The sequence below is a fragment of the Mucilaginibacter sp. genome (assembly GCF_036568825.1).
Taxonomy (GTDB): domain Bacteria; phylum Bacteroidota; class Bacteroidia; order Sphingobacteriales; family Sphingobacteriaceae; genus Mucilaginibacter.
Window position 1 is genome coordinate 23,349 of sequence record NZ_DATCRU010000082.1, and the last position, 14,302, is coordinate 37,650.

General features: G+C 41.8%; 16 protein-coding genes and 1 tRNA gene. 9 read left to right on the plus strand and 8 right to left on the minus strand.

The annotated features are described in order from the left end of the window. A complete protein-coding gene (locus tag VIM89_RS18320; RefSeq protein WP_488157630.1) occupies positions 1–216 on the minus strand; it encodes a hypothetical protein in 216 nt (71 codons plus the stop codon). A gap of 558 nt (positions 217–774) precedes the next feature. After that, on the minus strand, positions 775–1,395 hold the full coding sequence (locus VIM89_RS18325) for a 3-keto-alpha-glucoside-1,2-lyase-like domain-containing protein (protein ID WP_488157631.1): 621 nt from the start codon (positions 1,393–1,395) through the stop codon (positions 775–777). A 112-nt stretch (positions 1,396–1,507) separates the two neighbouring features. On the opposite strand from VIM89_RS18325, the gene VIM89_RS18330 reads away from it, so the two are divergent. Further along, positions 1,508–2,269 carry an SDR family oxidoreductase gene (locus tag VIM89_RS18330; RefSeq protein ID WP_488157632.1) on the plus strand — a complete coding sequence of 254 codons (762 nt, stop codon included), beginning with the start codon at positions 1,508–1,510 and terminating at the stop codon, positions 2,267–2,269. A 6-nt stretch (positions 2,270–2,275) separates the two neighbouring features. Here VIM89_RS18330 and VIM89_RS18335 read toward each other — a convergent pair whose 3' ends face one another. Both VIM89_RS18335 and VIM89_RS18340 read right to left on the minus strand, forming a co-directional pair. Next, the gene (locus tag VIM89_RS18335) at positions 2,276–2,965 is read right to left on the minus strand and encodes a DUF2461 domain-containing protein (RefSeq protein WP_488157633.1); all 690 of its coding nucleotides are present in this window, start codon (positions 2,963–2,965) and stop codon (positions 2,276–2,278) included. Positions 2,966–3,059: 94 nt separating this feature from the next. Beyond that, positions 3,060–4,640, minus strand: a complete 1,581-nt coding sequence (locus VIM89_RS18340; protein WP_488157634.1) for a YXWGXW repeat-containing protein — start codon at positions 4,638–4,640, stop codon at positions 3,060–3,062. Positions 4,641–4,955: 315 nt separating this feature from the next. Here VIM89_RS18340 and VIM89_RS18345 point away from each other — a divergent pair, with 315 nt between their 5' ends. Next, entirely contained in the window at positions 4,956–5,303 is a 348-nt protein-coding gene (locus VIM89_RS18345; RefSeq protein WP_488157635.1) for a phosphoribosylpyrophosphate synthetase, read from the plus strand. Positions 5,304–5,358: 55 nt separating this feature from the next. Here the strand turns inward: VIM89_RS18345 and VIM89_RS18350 are convergent, their stop codons facing one another. Together VIM89_RS18350 and VIM89_RS18355 are read right to left on the minus strand one after the other, a co-directional pair. Next, entirely contained in the window at positions 5,359–5,943 is a 585-nt protein-coding gene (locus VIM89_RS18350) for a hypothetical protein (RefSeq protein ID WP_488157636.1), read from the minus strand. Positions 5,944–5,967: 24 nt separating this feature from the next. Continuing rightward, the gene (locus tag VIM89_RS18355) at positions 5,968–6,528 is read right to left on the minus strand and encodes a hypothetical protein (RefSeq protein ID WP_488157637.1); all 561 of its coding nucleotides are present in this window, start codon (positions 6,526–6,528) and stop codon (positions 5,968–5,970) included. A 225-nt stretch (positions 6,529–6,753) separates the two neighbouring features. Between VIM89_RS18355 and VIM89_RS18360 the strand changes: the two genes are divergently transcribed. The 4 genes from VIM89_RS18360 (at position 6,754) to VIM89_RS18375 (ending at position 11,849) form a co-directional block, all read left to right on the plus strand. Then, a complete protein-coding gene (locus VIM89_RS18360) occupies positions 6,754–7,989 on the plus strand; it encodes a M16 family metallopeptidase (protein ID WP_488157638.1) in 1,236 nt (411 codons plus the stop codon). Between the two features lie 134 nt (positions 7,990–8,123). Beyond that, positions 8,124–9,404 carry a M16 family metallopeptidase gene (locus VIM89_RS18365; RefSeq protein ID WP_488157639.1) on the plus strand — a complete coding sequence of 427 codons (1,281 nt, stop codon included), beginning with the start codon at positions 8,124–8,126 and terminating at the stop codon, positions 9,402–9,404. 242 nt (positions 9,405–9,646) lie between these two features. Continuing rightward, entirely contained in the window at positions 9,647–11,122 is a 1,476-nt protein-coding gene (gene guaB / locus VIM89_RS18370) for an IMP dehydrogenase (RefSeq protein WP_488157640.1), read from the plus strand. A 142-nt stretch (positions 11,123–11,264) separates the two neighbouring features. Continuing rightward, the gene (locus VIM89_RS18375) at positions 11,265–11,849 is read left to right on the plus strand and encodes an LOG family protein (RefSeq protein ID WP_488157641.1); all 585 of its coding nucleotides are present in this window, start codon (positions 11,265–11,267) and stop codon (positions 11,847–11,849) included. Between the two features lie 62 nt (positions 11,850–11,911). Here the strand turns inward: VIM89_RS18375 and VIM89_RS18380 are convergent, their stop codons facing one another. Next, positions 11,912–12,217, minus strand: a complete 306-nt coding sequence (locus VIM89_RS18380) for a cupin domain-containing protein (protein ID WP_488157642.1) — start codon at positions 12,215–12,217, stop codon at positions 11,912–11,914. Positions 12,218–12,597: 380 nt separating this feature from the next. On the opposite strand from VIM89_RS18380, the gene VIM89_RS18385 reads away from it, so the two are divergent. Continuing rightward, positions 12,598–13,158, plus strand: a complete 561-nt coding sequence (locus tag VIM89_RS18385; RefSeq protein ID WP_488157643.1) for a helix-turn-helix domain-containing protein — start codon at positions 12,598–12,600, stop codon at positions 13,156–13,158. 62 nt (positions 13,159–13,220) lie between these two features. Further along, positions 13,221–13,293 (plus strand) — tRNA-Thr (locus VIM89_RS18390). A gap of 5 nt (positions 13,294–13,298) precedes the next feature. On the opposite strand, the gene VIM89_RS18395 is transcribed toward VIM89_RS18390, so the two are convergent. After that, on the minus strand, positions 13,299–13,649 hold the full coding sequence (locus VIM89_RS18395) for a DUF488 domain-containing protein (protein WP_488157644.1): 351 nt from the start codon (positions 13,647–13,649) through the stop codon (positions 13,299–13,301). A gap of 66 nt (positions 13,650–13,715) precedes the next feature. On the opposite strand from VIM89_RS18395, the gene VIM89_RS18400 reads away from it, so the two are divergent. After that, complete coding sequence (locus VIM89_RS18400; RefSeq protein ID WP_488157645.1) at positions 13,716–14,183, plus strand: hypothetical protein; 468 nt, start codon at positions 13,716–13,718, stop codon at positions 14,181–14,183. Positions 14,184–14,302 lie beyond the last annotated feature (119 nt).

Consider the following 14,302-nt stretch of genomic DNA (forward strand, 5'->3'; position numbering starts at 1 on the left):
TTACGACCTTAAGTCGTTAATGTTTGTTAAAGAGTCCTGGCTTGATGAATCAGTATCATCACTTTCAGAAACTTCGGATACAGCTTCAATATCAGCAAATAATTTCCTGTCCTTTGTCAATGTTGGCGCTATCCCAAATATGTCGATGCCGCTTGCTGCCAGTAACATAAACAGGATCAAAGCGCATACCCTTAACATCCTTTTAAGGTATTTCATTTATATGTTTTTAATGTAAGAGCGTGTTGCAAACACATGCAATACGCACCACAGCATGTGATCAGATTAATTATACCGTCGCAACGGTTAAGAAAGAGAAGTGGTGGATAATTATCCTAAAGATGTGGAAGGGTAATCACCTACATTTTGAGGGAAAATTTTCGCCGGAAAGAAAAGGGCTGTTTGGGGTCTACACTTATAAGATATCTCCAGTCTATTAATACAAGTACAAACTTGTCTGTTGTGCATCCGGCTTATATCAAAAGTCGATTTAGTAAAAAACGGACGCGTAGAACAGCAATTATAAACTCCCAGTGCTGCCCGCTTATAGCTGATGCTTTTTACGAAGCCTTTTTGTGGATTTGCGATTAAAGTGGTCCGCTGAACATTAAACGCGACCTGTGGCTTAAGAACTATTCCCGAAAACGTAAAAAAGCTTACTAACAAAATAACTATGAAGAGCCATTTTGAGCGGTTGTTTTTTAACTTATCTGTGAAAATATAGTTCATTACAGAAATAAAGATACAAGTAAAACAGATCAATTTGTCTTGTCAGAATTACTTCTCTTTCGTAATCTTCAAATTCTTCCAGTCGCCATCAGTATCTGTCCAGAGTCCGATCATTGTGCCATTGGTATGAACAAGCGGCTCAACTACTAGTGATGGTGTAGTATTTCCATTCACATATACTTTTACATTCTTGCCATCAACTGTTATCCGCGCATGAAACCATTGATTGGGATCAGGTGCAGGGGAAATAGGCTGTTCATACTTAAGGGGGAACTCGTTCCGAAGCTTTTCCCATCCAAATTTAGGCGGGGCAATGTATTGTACTGCATGTGTTTTTCTTATCGGATCAGCAGAGCGAAAATTAAACGGACGGAAATAAATGGCTTCAAATGTAGAGTCATTCACCCCATGAAAAGCAATCCCGACAAAACTTGCTTGCAGCTTATCTTTTCCTTTAATATCAACCTCGATGGTGCCATTGGTGAATTTTGTATGATTGAGCCAGGCATGGCCTTCACCTTCCGCATCGTTAAGATGAATGCTTCCAGGCTCTGTTCCTGGACTTATCGTCCTGTTAAAAACAGTATACTTCTTTTGTAATTCATCGGCAGTTTGAGCAAAACAGTTTAGTGCGCTGAGAAGTAAGATAGCAAGGAATAAGTTTTTCATAGTTTGATAGTTAAAATCGCTAATAAATTTCCGGATTTTAATTGTGGAGACCAATTCATTTTCTGTTCAAGTTTTTTCAAGTTATTTATTTAATTGCAGCCTGATCTTAACTATGCAAAAAATAGTAGTAACAGGCGGAACAGGGACATTAGGCAGACAAGTAGTTAACCAACTTCTTGCAAGAAACCTTGAGGTTTACGTTTTAAGTTCACGGGATAACCCGGCTGTGCCCGATAAAGTAAAAGTTATCAAAGGCAATCTGGTAACAGGAGAAGGCTTGCAGAATTTAAGCGATGCGAATATCATCATTCATTGCGCCAGTAATCCGAAAGACGCCCAAAACACAGATATTGCCGGTACGGGCAATTTGCTTATAGCACTTGATAAGGCCCCAATGCGCCATTTTATTAATGTTTGCATAGTGGGCGTTGATAAAACAGATTATCCATACTACAAAGTGAAGACCGCAGTGGAAAATCTGGTATCAGAAAGCGGAATACCATTTACGACGCTACGCGCCACCCAGTTTCACGACCTGGTTTTGAATATGATCTGTTCATTTGAAATAAATAATGGAAATATCTTAGTCCCTGCCGGAATGAAGTTTCAATCTATTGATGTAAATGAAGTGGCATTCCGATTGGCTGAACTTACTGAAGAAAGGCCATCGGGCCTGTTGCCAGATATGGGAGGGCCGGAAGTATTAACCATAGAAGAAATGATAAAAACCTGGGTAGATATTTCCGGCCAAAAACTTTACGTAAAAGCTGAAGCGATTGAGAGCCCGAGGTATGACTTGTTCCGTTCGGGCGTTAATTTATGTCCCGATCATAAATATGGATCAAACACATGGGAAAAATTTCTGGCATCTTGATTAAAGCTAAATAATTGACAATCCGTTCGCGTCCGTCGTCAACACCTCGCTCATATAATCCAAAAATGGTCGCAAGTTTTTAAAAGCATTATTCGCTATAAATAAAAAATCAGGGCTAAGCACTTCCTCATCCGTAAATTCAAGCCTGAACATAAACTGTTTATGCCGCAACAGATCGATAGCCGGGTGATCCTTGGCATAGCCTCGCGGTGCAGATACTACCTTTTCACCTCTTATGTTGCCGAAAGTTTCTTTCAGAATTGGATTGGCCAATACTTTTCTCCAATCCTCGTAATTAATATCGATGTCCTGTCTTATCCTTTTCATATCATCAGGCACAGGACCGAAAAATCCTCCGACTATTCGTGAGTCACCGGGTTCAATCCGTAAATAATAACCACCGCGAAGTTTTTTGGTTGCCCGCCTGAATGCACAACTCCAGTGTTTATTGTAAGGTGTTTTGTCCTTAGAAAACCGAACATCTTTATATATCCTGAACATGGCTTTCCTTCCCGAAGGCGTCTCGATCCTGTCATGCTTATTCAATTCGCCAATCAAAGCATCGGCAAAAGCAATAATATTGTTATGCGCTTCTGTATAACGTTCCTTATTATTATTGAACCATTCGCGGTTGTTATTTTGAGCCAGATCTTTTAAAAAATCAAGCGAATCCTTATTTATAGTTGCAGTGGTCATTCTATATGGTAATATGATTCCAAAGCTAACCAAATGCCCATTAAACAAAAAAGCTTCCCTGATATTCAGGGAAGCCTTCTATGCAGTTTGTATCTTAATTTTTCTTTTCTTTTTCTTCGTGCTGCTGTTTAGGCTGACGATTATTATTACGTTGTCCTCTTTGCTGGCGACCATTGTTATTTTGCCGTTGATTACGGTTGCCTTGCTGTGTATTTGGGTTATTGCCGTTCGCAGGTGTTTGCCCGGTTGGTCTTGATCCCGGGTTGCCCTGAACGTTAGGTGTGTTGCTGTTTGCAGGATTTTGTCCGTTAGGTCGTTGACCCTGATTACCCTGGGTGTTCGGGTTGTTTCCATTGGCAGGTGTTTGTCCATTAGGACGTTGTCCCTGGTTACCGAAGCCTCCGTTTCGTTGGTTCGGGTTATTCGGTCTCTGCCCATTGTTCCCCTGATTATTATTTACATTATTTCTTTGACCAGAGCTTCTTGGCATATTGTTAAATGCACTTCTGTCCGGTGGGCGTTGAGTAGCTAGATTTGATGGTGCACCGCCATGATTGTTCGATGCAAATTGCGCATTATTGCTCCTGGCTAATTGCTGGTTCCTGTTTTGCTCAGCAGTAGCTCTTACATGATGATCGTTGGCAGCGGAAAGTTCCGCCTGACTTGGTCTTGCAGTAACTCCACCCTGACCGTTAAAGCTAACCCGGTTGTTTACCACAGTAGTATTATTGATCACGGTTCTGTTTACATAGGTGTTATGCACCACAACAGTATTTACCCGCACCACTGCAGTATTGTATCTGAAATGCCCCTCGTGCCATTCGCCGCCAACAAAACCAACACCCACATAACCAAAGCCATAATTAATACCGCCATAGAAACCAATATGTGGTCCCCAATAGCCTACATGGAATATATAACGGCCGCCTACAAAGCCCCAATAAGGAGGGGTCCACAGATAGCCAACGGTTGGCGGAGCTACCCACACACCAGGTACCCAATAGTAACCGCCTCTCACCGGACTAAATGCCCAGTATCCCGGTTGCCATAAATAACCATCAGTAGGGCACTCAGGCTGCTCGTATTCAGGCAGCGGCGGGGGAGCGGTTTCGGCTGTTACGTCCGTATCTACAGCGGTGTCATACTCAGAGCCATCATCGCCCTGGTTGTCGCCCTGCACATTTTCTTCCGGCTGGCCATTAGCCTGGTTAAACTTGCCATAAGCCAAACAGTTATTCATGTTGATGACATTATTGCCTTGCACAACTTCGGGTACCCAGTTACGAGTTTGCGGGTTATAATAATACAAGGTATTCTGATCTACATTATATAGAAATGAGTAAACGATCTGGCTTCGTCCAAAAGAGGTGGTCTCCATATCAAGCTGAAAGGCATTGCCATTAGCCTGCGGATCAGCCTGTGTTACCCTGACAGTTTTACGGCCAGGTATCATGCGCGTATTGTGCATGCGGGCCGTTTGGGTATTGATAACCAGGGTGATAAAGGCATCCTTAAATAATATGGCATCATCGGTTGCTACCGGAACTTGCTGTCCGCTTTGGTAGTCAATCACCGAAATGCTTGCGTTTGGAAATACGTCTCTGACCTGGTTTTGAGCATAGCTCACATTGATTAGTAGAAATAGGAGTAATAGAACAGGGGTAATTCTTTTCATAGTTTTCAATTAAAAATAAGTGATTGGATTGGGCTCAACTTCATTAAAATTTTATTCAAAGGTCTGTACTTATGCGATTTGAGCAGTGTAACATTATTATTACCAACTTTTATTCTGCGCTTAACGTATAATTAACAAAGTAGTTAAATTAATTTGAACTGCCGGGCGCGAGGTCTGGCTTTTCTTGTTTATAGACGCTGCCTTCCCGGGGTAGTTTAACCGATCTGATAATAAATATAGCTCAAAGCAACAACATTTCCGGCAAACAACAACAATAGTTTTAAGGTTTACTCATTATCACCTAATATAAATACCATGAGAAACTATGAAACTTTAGTGGATGCCACTAACGATCTGAATAAAAGAGGATATACAGCCAATTTAAGTCTTGAAGGCGATACACTGGATGATAAAGGTAAAGACATCCATATGGGCGCTGATGATTTTGAAATAGATGAGTTTTACCGGTTCGAGGGAGAGAGCAACCCGTCAGATATGTCGATAGTCTACGCTATCAGATCACCCAATTATAATCTGAAAGGCGTATTAGTAAATGCTTTCGGCACTTATGCTGATAACAGCGAGTCGGCAATTCAAGCCAAACTACATCATTACCAGGTAAGCACGCATTTGCATCGGGAGGATCAACCAACTTCGGATTAGTTGCAGTAGCAGTTGGAAGTGGCAGTCTGATGAATTTGGATTGGCACTGTAACCACTAGGACTCCTGCCAACTGCAGCTGCCACTGCTACTTATTCGCGAAAGTATCTTCCTTCCTCTCGATTGAATCGCAGCGGTTCCGTCACGCATCAGGAAACGGATCTGGTTAGCAAGTTCTTCAGCGATCCATGGATAGCGGTTGCGGATATTGAATAATGCATCGGCGGCAAAGACCTTAACAGCGATCAATACTTTGGGATCGATCAACCAGTCAAATAATTGTTCAACAACGGGTTCAAGATCGGTATCAGCTAATTTTTGTTTTATACTTGCCGGTGCTTTTGGCGAGGTGATATGCATCAGTATTTTAGCGTAATGCCTTTTGCAGCTTGGATTATCCACATCCTTTACTCTTGAAATCAGATAATCCAGGTTTTCAATATAGCTTTCTGGCTTTTGTAGGAACAGGTTCTCAAGTATCCAGGCTGCCCTGAACGCAATATTTTTATCGGGATGAAAAGTGATGTCGATAAGGTCTTTTAAAGAGAACTGCTGCTTTTTGATGATCGCGCTGAGTTTGACCACCTTGGTTTTGGTCATGGTGGCGCTAATTTCTTTTATCAGTTCGTCAGATGTAAGCATCTTTAAACCTGATTAAGATAAAAATTAATCTTCGGGATGCAGATAGCTCAGGATATAATTGCACTTAGCCAGCAGGTTGGGAGTAGCAGTGCGGGTCATGAATTCCAGCTGTTTTGAAAGTTCTTCGGCGATCCATGGATAACGGTGACGCAGGTTGAATAACGCCTCAGCGGAGTATGCACGAACACTAACCAGCATTTTAGGGTCGATCATCCATTCAAAGCATAGCTCTACCACACTTTCCATTTCTATCTCTTTCATCTTTTCGCGAACATCTCTCGGAACTTCGGGTGAGGTAATATGCATCAATATTTTTGCATACGGTTTTTTACTGCTGGAACTTTGTACGTCAAAAATACGGTCGATGAAATATTGGATATCCTCGTAATAATTTTCAGGAAACTTGAACAACACATATTCTAGCAAACTGGATGATTTTAAGGCGATTTCCTTATCCTCATGAAAAGTCATGTCAACTAATTCCGTTAAAGAAAAGTTTTCTTTCCTTATCTGGCGCCCCAGTTTGGCTACCGTGGTTCCCTTTCCGGGAGTTGACATATGCTGAATTAATTGCGACTGCGTCATTGCGGCTAGGATTTTCTTTACTACTTACCTGTTCTCAGCTGTTTAAAAGTTATTAACAATTGTGATAAACGTATGTGGAAAGGCAATGTAAATATACTACTAGTTTATATCTTCTCCAAGATTTTTTAATTAAAAAAATATTTTTTATTTTATACTGACATGCTCTTTTATAGCTACTTCGGCTAAAAATTCTACATTTGCAGTCCACCTTTTATAAATTTTTAGATGGTTAAATTCAACCGTTTTACTTTGGATAACGGACTTCGTGTAATTGTTCACGAGGATCATACCACACCCATGGCCGTGCTCAATATCCTGTATGATGTTGGCGCGCGAGACGAAGACCCTGACAAAACAGGCTTTGCACATTTGTTTGAGCACCTGATGTTTGGCGGATCTGTCAATATCCCGGTGTATGATGAACCCTTACAGCGAGTAGGTGGCGAAAACAACGCATTCACTACCAACGATATCACCAACTATTACATCACCCTGCCTTCCGCCAATATAGAAACCGCTTTCTGGCTGGAAAGCGATCGCATGCTGAGCCTGGCATTCAGTAAGAAAAGTCTTGAAGTGCAGCGCAACGTAGTGATTGAAGAGTTTAAACAACGCTATCTGAACCAGCCTTATGGCGACGTATGGCTGAAACTGCGTCCGTTGGTTTACAAAAAGCACCCGTACCAGTGGGCCACAATCGGTAAGGAGATCAAGCATATAGAAGATGCACAGATGGAAGATGTGAAGGCGTTCTTCGCAAAACACTATAATCCACAAAATGCCATTATGGTAGTTGGCGGAAATGTGACAACCGAACAGGCCAAGAAATTAGCCGAAAAATGGTTCAGCCCGATACCTGCCGGAGAAAAATATCAACGTAACCTGCCACAGGAGCCTGAGCAAAAGGAAGAACGCCGACTGACCGTCGCAGGCAAAGTGCCATTGAATGATGTATATATAGCATTCCACATGCCGGGCCGTTTGGATGAAGGCTATTATGAAGCCGACCTGATATCGGATATATTATCACGTGGTAATTCGTCACGCCTGTATAAAACACTGGTAAAAGACAAGCAGCTGTTCAGCGAGATACATGCCTATAACATGGGCAGCTTTGATAAAGGAATGTTTGTAGTAGAAGGCAAACCTTTGGAAAATGTGAGCATCGAAACTGCAGAGGCTGCAATTTGGGAAGAATTGGAGATCATAAAAAATCAATTGGTTCCGGCGGATGAATTGACCAAGGTGAAAAACAAAACAGAATCGACCATGGTATTTTCTGAGATGTCCCTGCTGGATAAGGCCATGAACCTTGCCCAGTTTGAGCTTTTTGGCGATGCTGATAAACTGAACCACGAAACCGATAAATACCTGGCTGTGACAGCCGAACAAATACAAAAACAGGCTAAGGAAATTTTCCGGAAGGAAAATTCTTCAACATTGATTTACCTGGCTGCTTAGTTAGTAAAAGTTGTAGGGGTTGTAAATGTTGAAAGGGTTGTAGTGGTTGAAAGCTTTTGAACCCAAACAACTTCTACTATAATTACAACCTCTATAACAACTACAACTTCTGTAACCATTACAACTTTTGACTAATGAAATTAGAAAGGAAAACCGCACCTGAATTTAAAGCAGTAGGACAAATAGAACTCATCAGGCCTGAACAGATCGACCTCGACAATGGCTGTAAAATATTCTGCTTCAATTCAGGCGATCAGGACCTGGTGCGTATCGAGTGGATATTCGGCAACCTGCGTTTTAATCCTGCAAAACCGCTGCTTAATGTCGCTGTAAATACCATGCTGACTGAAGGTACATCTAAGCTATCGGCGGCACAGATAGCAGATAAGATCGATTTTTACGGTGCTTTTTTGCAGGTTGATTATGGCTATGATCATTCGCAGGTTGTACTCTATACATTAACCCGTCACCTGGCGGCAACTTTGCCGGTGCTGAAAGATATTATTACCGATTCTGTTTTCCCTGAAAAAGAACTGGCGACTTTTATCCGCAATCAACAGCAGAAATTGCAGGTAAGCCTTCAAAAGAATGATGTGGTTGCTCGCCGTAAATTCAACAAGGCAATTTATGGCGATACCATTTATGGCCTGGGTGCCGACATGGAGGATTATAAAACCCTTCACCGCGAGGATATGCTGGAGCATTTTAAACAAATGTACCAGCCATCAAACTGCACCATCCTGGTATCTGGCAAAATTGAACAATCAACAATTGATCAGTTAAAAGAATCTTTCGGCAAAGATTGGTCGAATTATTCCGTCAAAGCAGATACTTCCCAGCTTGATTTAAAACCTGCCACAGATCATTTCTATTTTGTTGAGAAACCGGATGCATTACAATCAGCCATCCGCATGGGTTTGCCGTCGATCAATCGTACCCATCCTGATTTTCCTGCCTTGCAGGTGATGAACACTGTTTTGGGTGGATATTTTGGTTCAAGGTTAATGGCCAATATCCGCGAGGATAAAGGCTACACCTATGGCATTGGTTCTGGTTCAAGTTCATTAAGTAAAGGCGGCGCATTTTTTATTGCAACCGAAGTCGGCGCCGATGTTTGCAAAGCAGCAGTTAATGAGATCGAGAAAGAGATCAATATCCTCAAAACCGTATTGATACCTGAAAGTGAATTGTCTCTGGTAAGAAATTATATGCTCGGGTCACTTTTGGGCAGCCTCGAAAATATATTCTCACATGCCGATAAGTTCAAAAACATTTATTTCTTCGGAATGGATTACGACTATTACGACAGGTACACGGAGATCATTAAATCTATTGACTCTGTAAATGTGATGCAAATGGCCAAAAAATACCTGGATACTGATAACTTTTACAAGGTTATTGTAGGAAAGTATTGATTGATGTGCAGATGTGTGGATTTGCAAATGTGCAGATGAAAACATTTTTATTTCTGCAATAATTATCATCTGCACATCCCCGCATCGGCATATCTGCACACTACTCATCTGCACATTAAGAAAGTGTCAACTTAAAGCAATCAAATGATTGTTTTTTAAATCTGCACATTCGCACATTTGCACATCCGCAAATCTATTGCTATCTTTGCCCGGCAAATAATAAATCCAAAAAGTTATTTGCTATGCAGTTAGATCCCTCCAAATTTGTCGCCGAAGGCTTAACTTACGACGACGTATTACTACTCCCGGCTTATTCAGAAGTTTTACCGCGCGACGTAGAAACCGGTTCATGGCTTACCAAAAAGATCAGGTTGAATATTCCTGTGCTGTCAGCGGCAATGGATACCGTAACTGAATCTGCTTTGGCTATTGCGATAGCACAAGCGGGTGGAATGGGCATCCTTCACAAAAATATGTCGATCCAGGCACAGGCCGATGAAGTACGCAAAGTAAAACGTTCTGAAAGCGGTATGATACAAGATCCCGTAACTTTACACGAGGATTCAACCGTGGCCGATGCCGTAAAGATCATGCGCGAATACCGCATTGGCGGTATCCCGGTAATCAACGGTGATCGCAAACTGAAAGGGATCATAACCAACCGCGACCTTCGTTTCCAGAAAGAAATGGACCGTCCGGTTAGCGAGGTAATGACCAGCACCAACCTGATCACTGCCCCTCAAGGCACCACGCTATTTCAAGCCGAAGAAATACTGCAAAATCATAAGATCGAAAAACTACCGGTAGTTGATCAGAACGGTCTCCTTTGCGGGTTGATCACTTTTAAAGATATCCAGAAATTTAAAAATTATCCAAGCGCTTGTAAGGATGAGTTCGGTCGTCTCAGAGTAGGCGCTGCTGTTGGTGTAGCTGCTGATAATATAGACCGGGTAAAAGCACTGGTACAAGCAGGTGTGGATGTGGTTGTAGTTGATACCGCTCACGGTCATTCAAAAGGCGTTATCGATATGGTGAAGGCCGTAAAATCTCTGTTTCCTGATCTTCAGGTTATCGGAGGAAATATCGCTACTGCTGATGCTGCTATTGCTCTTGCCAATGCAGGTGCTGATGCAGTTAAAGTTGGTATTGGTCCGGGTTCTATCTGTACCACACGTATTGTAGCCGGTGTAGGTGTTCCTCAGTTATTCGCGGTTTACGAATGTGCCACTGCATTAAAAGGTCGTGGCATTCCGGTTATAGCCGATGGTGGAATCAAACAAACTGGAGATATTGTAAAGGCAATTGCCGCAGGTGCTAGCTCTATTATGGCAGGCTCATTGTTCGCAGGAGTTGAGGAATCACCAGGCGAAACCATCATCTACGAAGGCCGTAAATTTAAATCTTACCGTGGTATGGGTTCGGTTGAAGCCATGGACAAAGGTTCAAAGGACCGTTATTTCCAGGACGAAACCGACGTGGTAACTAAACTGGTTCCCGAAGGTATCGTGGGCCGTGTTCCATACAAAGGCACACTATCAGAAGTAATATATCAATATATCGGCGGTTTACGTGCCGGTATGCACTATTGCGGTGCCGCCAACATTGAACAATTACAGGAAGCCAAGTTCGTACGTATCACCGCTGCCGGCATGCGCGAAAGCCATCCGCACGATATCACGATTACGAAGGAAGCACCGAATTATACTAGTAAAGGTTGATTGGTTGATTAAGTTGGATTAGGTTGATTAAGTTAGAATTGTTGGAAAATTAATAACTCCATCTTTCGGACTTATCGGACTTTTCCGACTTTCGGACTAAATCAATCACTCATTCACTAACTCACTCATTCACTCATTAAACATGACCTCCATCTGTATATTCTGTGGCGCAAACTTCAACGGTGATCCTGTTCTACGGGAATCTGCCGAACAATTGATCGAAGTAATGTTCAACCGGAATATCAGCCTGATTTTTGGTGGCGGAAAAGTAGGGATGATGGGGCTGCTGGCTGATGAAATGATCAGTCGCGGTGGGAAGACGGTAGGAGTGATCCCTCAGTTTCTGATGGATAAAGAAGTTGGTCATACCGGCTTGACCGAACTACACATCGTAGATACCATGCACCAGCGCAAGCAATTGATGAATGACCTGTGCGATGGTATTATCATGCTTCCCGGAGGTTTTGGTACACTGGAAGAGTTTTTTGAGGTATTAACCTGGTTGCAGCTTGGTCTGCACAACAAACCTATAGGTGTATTGAATGTGAACGGCTTTTACGACAACCTGCTCAAACAAATGGATGTTATGGTCGAACAAAAATTCCTGAAACCCACTAATCGCAAGCTGGTACTTACCTCTGGCGATCCGATAGAACTGGTTAGCCTGATGGAAAATTTCAATGTTGTTCCTGATGAGGTTTGGTTTAAAGACAGAAATTTAACTTAAGTCTGAAGTCATGAGTCGAAAGTCCCCAATGGTGTTTTGACTTATGACTCGGAACTCAAGACTTAGGACTCAAAAAAGATCACCCAGGTCATAAAGTCATCTGTAAAATTTTCAAAACGATGCTTTACTCCCGCCTTTACAAAAAGCACATCGCCCTGCTTGAAAGTGGTGCGCTCTTCACCATTTAAAAATACACCATTACCGCTGATAACTACATATAATTCATCCTGCTTGTGAGGAGTTTGAGGATCATTTTTTATCGGTCGGTATATTTCGACTGACATGGTGCCATGCTCCATCACCTTAGTAAATAATTGCCCGTTGGTTGAACTCAACTGATTGATAGCATCGCTAAGACTTACTTTCATATATCAAAAATATAAATTGAAGGAATCCGGATCGTTATGCTCTTAAATTAACACAAAATTCTGTAAATCTTTCCCAAAGTAATGTAACATCCGGCTGCCGGTGCCGGGCTACTTTTGTAATGTTAAATAATTAAAAAAAGAAAGATCATGAAAACAGAATTCAAATTGACTGAAACAGTTCAGAAAGATGCACAAAAATGCAGCAACCCAAATTGTACTTGCCAGAATTGCAACTGCGGTGACAACTGCACTTGCAAAAATTGCAAATAATAAGCATTGATAGTCTTGAAGTAAATGGCTGCCCGCAATTGGGTAGCCATTTCTCTTTTTGCAGCAATAATTTTTTCCCTTTATATTCATATCCATTAACCTAATAAACTTTGAAGTATTTTATAAAAAATATGGTATGCCAGCGCTGCATCAGGGCGGTAGAGCAATCCCTGACCGATATTGGTGCCGGGCCGTTACATGTCAGCTTAGGTGAGGTTATTTTGCAGAACCCGCTTGCACCGGCTGAGCTCGAACAATTCAAATCGCAATTGAAACAGTTGGGTTTTGAACTGCTGGACGATAACCGAAGTCAGCAGATCGTGAAAATAAAATCAATCATTGTTGATCATATACATTACCAGGAGGATGAGAAATTTACTTTTTCGAAGATCCTTTCCAAGGAGCTTAATAAAGAATATTCGCAATTAAGCAAGCTGTTCTCAGAAACAGAGGGCATTACTATCGAACAGTTTGTAATTCTGCAAAAGATAGAAAAAGTAAAAGAACTGCTGGCCTATAAAGAAATGAACCTGAATGAGATATCGTATAAATTAGGATACAGCAGTGTAGCGCATTTATCGGCACAATTTAAAAAGGTTACCGGGCTCACACCTTCCCAATTCAAAGCCCAGGGGGCTAATCTGCGTAAATCTCTGGACCGGGTTAATTGACAGAATTGAATCAAAATTTGTTGTTTACACGTAGTAATATATCTTTGAACTATCACAATTAAGCCGACATAGCTCAGCTGGTAGAGCAACGCACTCGTAACGCGTAGGTCGCAGGTTCGAATCCCGTTGTCGGCTCATTTTTAACTTGCTTTCTTGATAAAATCCTGCAAAACAAGCGCGTGATTATGCTCTTCATCCTTGGCCGCATATAGCAGGGTGACTGTTTCGTGTTTTTTTATATCATCTAAAAGCTCATCAACAGCAGGTGATTTTTTCAATTCGCTATGATAAGCGATTTTGAATTTCTCCCATTTGTCCACCATGTGATTAAACTCTTTACGCAATTCAGTTGATGGCGCAATTTCTTTGAGCCATTTATCGATGTGTGAGTTTTCCTTCTTTATTCCACGCGGCCAAAGGCGGTCGATCAGGATACGGTAGCCGTCATCCTTGGAGTACGACTCATATATTCTTTTTATTTTAACAGGCATGGATAATGATAATTGGTTTTGTGCGAATTAAGTCCCTAAATTTAAAAACATATTATCACTAAAATCATGCCCAAAGAAGAAGTTAATGACCTGGTGAAATTCCTTTTACCTTATCCCGATAAAATAAAGGCTGCGGCTTTGTGGCTGCGTGAGTTTGTTTGGGACCTGTATCCTGATACCAACGAACTGATCTACGATAACTACAATGCAGTCGCTTTTGGCTGGTCGCCTACAGATAAGGCTGGCGACGTATTTTGCAGCATTGCCATTTTTGCTGATCACGTGAATTTTGGCTTTAACCGGGGAGTGGATATCGATGACCCGGGCAATATGCTTTTGGGCGATGGTAGTCAGTACCGTTATATTAAAGTAAAGGATAAAGAGGATTTCCAGGAATGGTATATGAAGCAACTGTTGGAGGAAGCTTATCAAAATTCATTGTCAAGAATGAAGCCTGTAAAAAATCCGGTAAAAGGTCTTACTATTGTTAAATCGGTCTCGCCGGTTAAGAAAAGACCGGGGATTAAAGATTAGAGATCAGTTAACCGGTTATCGGTTATCAGTGACTGGGTTTGATAATCCTTACAATTATTACCTTTACCATAATTCAGCTGATCACCGGTCACGGATTAACCAATCACTAACACCCATGG

What these genes read in the sequence shown, in the direction of transcription:
- VIM89_RS18325 (WP_488157631.1), bottom strand. Translation starts at nt 1,395, where the DNA reads ATGAAAAACTTATTCCTTGCTATCTTACTTCTCAGCGCACTAAACTGT.
- VIM89_RS18395 (WP_488157644.1), bottom strand. Translation starts at nt 13,649, where the DNA reads ATGCCTGTTAAAATAAAAAGAATATATGAGTCGTACTCCAAGGATGAC.
- VIM89_RS18380 (WP_488157642.1), bottom strand. Translation starts at nt 12,217, where the DNA reads ATGAAAGTAAGTCTTAGCGATGCTATCAATCAGTTGAGTTCAACCAAC.
- VIM89_RS18360 (WP_488157638.1), top strand. Translation starts at nt 6,754, where the DNA reads ATGGTTAAATTCAACCGTTTTACTTTGGATAACGGACTTCGTGTAATT.
- VIM89_RS18375 (WP_488157641.1), top strand. Translation starts at nt 11,265, where the DNA reads ATGACCTCCATCTGTATATTCTGTGGCGCAAACTTCAACGGTGATCCT.
- VIM89_RS18320 (WP_488157630.1), bottom strand. Translation starts at nt 216, where the DNA reads ATGAAATACCTTAAAAGGATGTTAAGGGTATGCGCTTTGATCCTGTTT.
- VIM89_RS18365 (WP_488157639.1), top strand. Translation starts at nt 8,124, where the DNA reads ATGAAATTAGAAAGGAAAACCGCACCTGAATTTAAAGCAGTAGGACAA.
- guaB (WP_488157640.1), top strand. Translation starts at nt 9,647, where the DNA reads ATGCAGTTAGATCCCTCCAAATTTGTCGCCGAAGGCTTAACTTACGAC.
- VIM89_RS18350 (WP_488157636.1), bottom strand. Translation starts at nt 5,943, where the DNA reads ATGCTTACATCTGACGAACTGATAAAAGAAATTAGCGCCACCATGACC.
- VIM89_RS18345 (WP_488157635.1), top strand. Translation starts at nt 4,956, where the DNA reads ATGAGAAACTATGAAACTTTAGTGGATGCCACTAACGATCTGAATAAA.
- VIM89_RS18355 (WP_488157637.1), bottom strand. Translation starts at nt 6,528, where the DNA reads ATGACGCAGTCGCAATTAATTCAGCATATGTCAACTCCCGGAAAGGGA.
- VIM89_RS18400 (WP_488157645.1), top strand. Translation starts at nt 13,716, where the DNA reads ATGCCCAAAGAAGAAGTTAATGACCTGGTGAAATTCCTTTTACCTTAT.
- VIM89_RS18335 (WP_488157633.1), bottom strand. Translation starts at nt 2,965, where the DNA reads ATGACCACTGCAACTATAAATAAGGATTCGCTTGATTTTTTAAAAGAT.
- VIM89_RS18340 (WP_488157634.1), bottom strand. Translation starts at nt 4,640, where the DNA reads ATGAAAAGAATTACCCCTGTTCTATTACTCCTATTTCTACTAATCAAT.
- VIM89_RS18330 (WP_488157632.1), top strand. Translation starts at nt 1,508, where the DNA reads ATGCAAAAAATAGTAGTAACAGGCGGAACAGGGACATTAGGCAGACAA.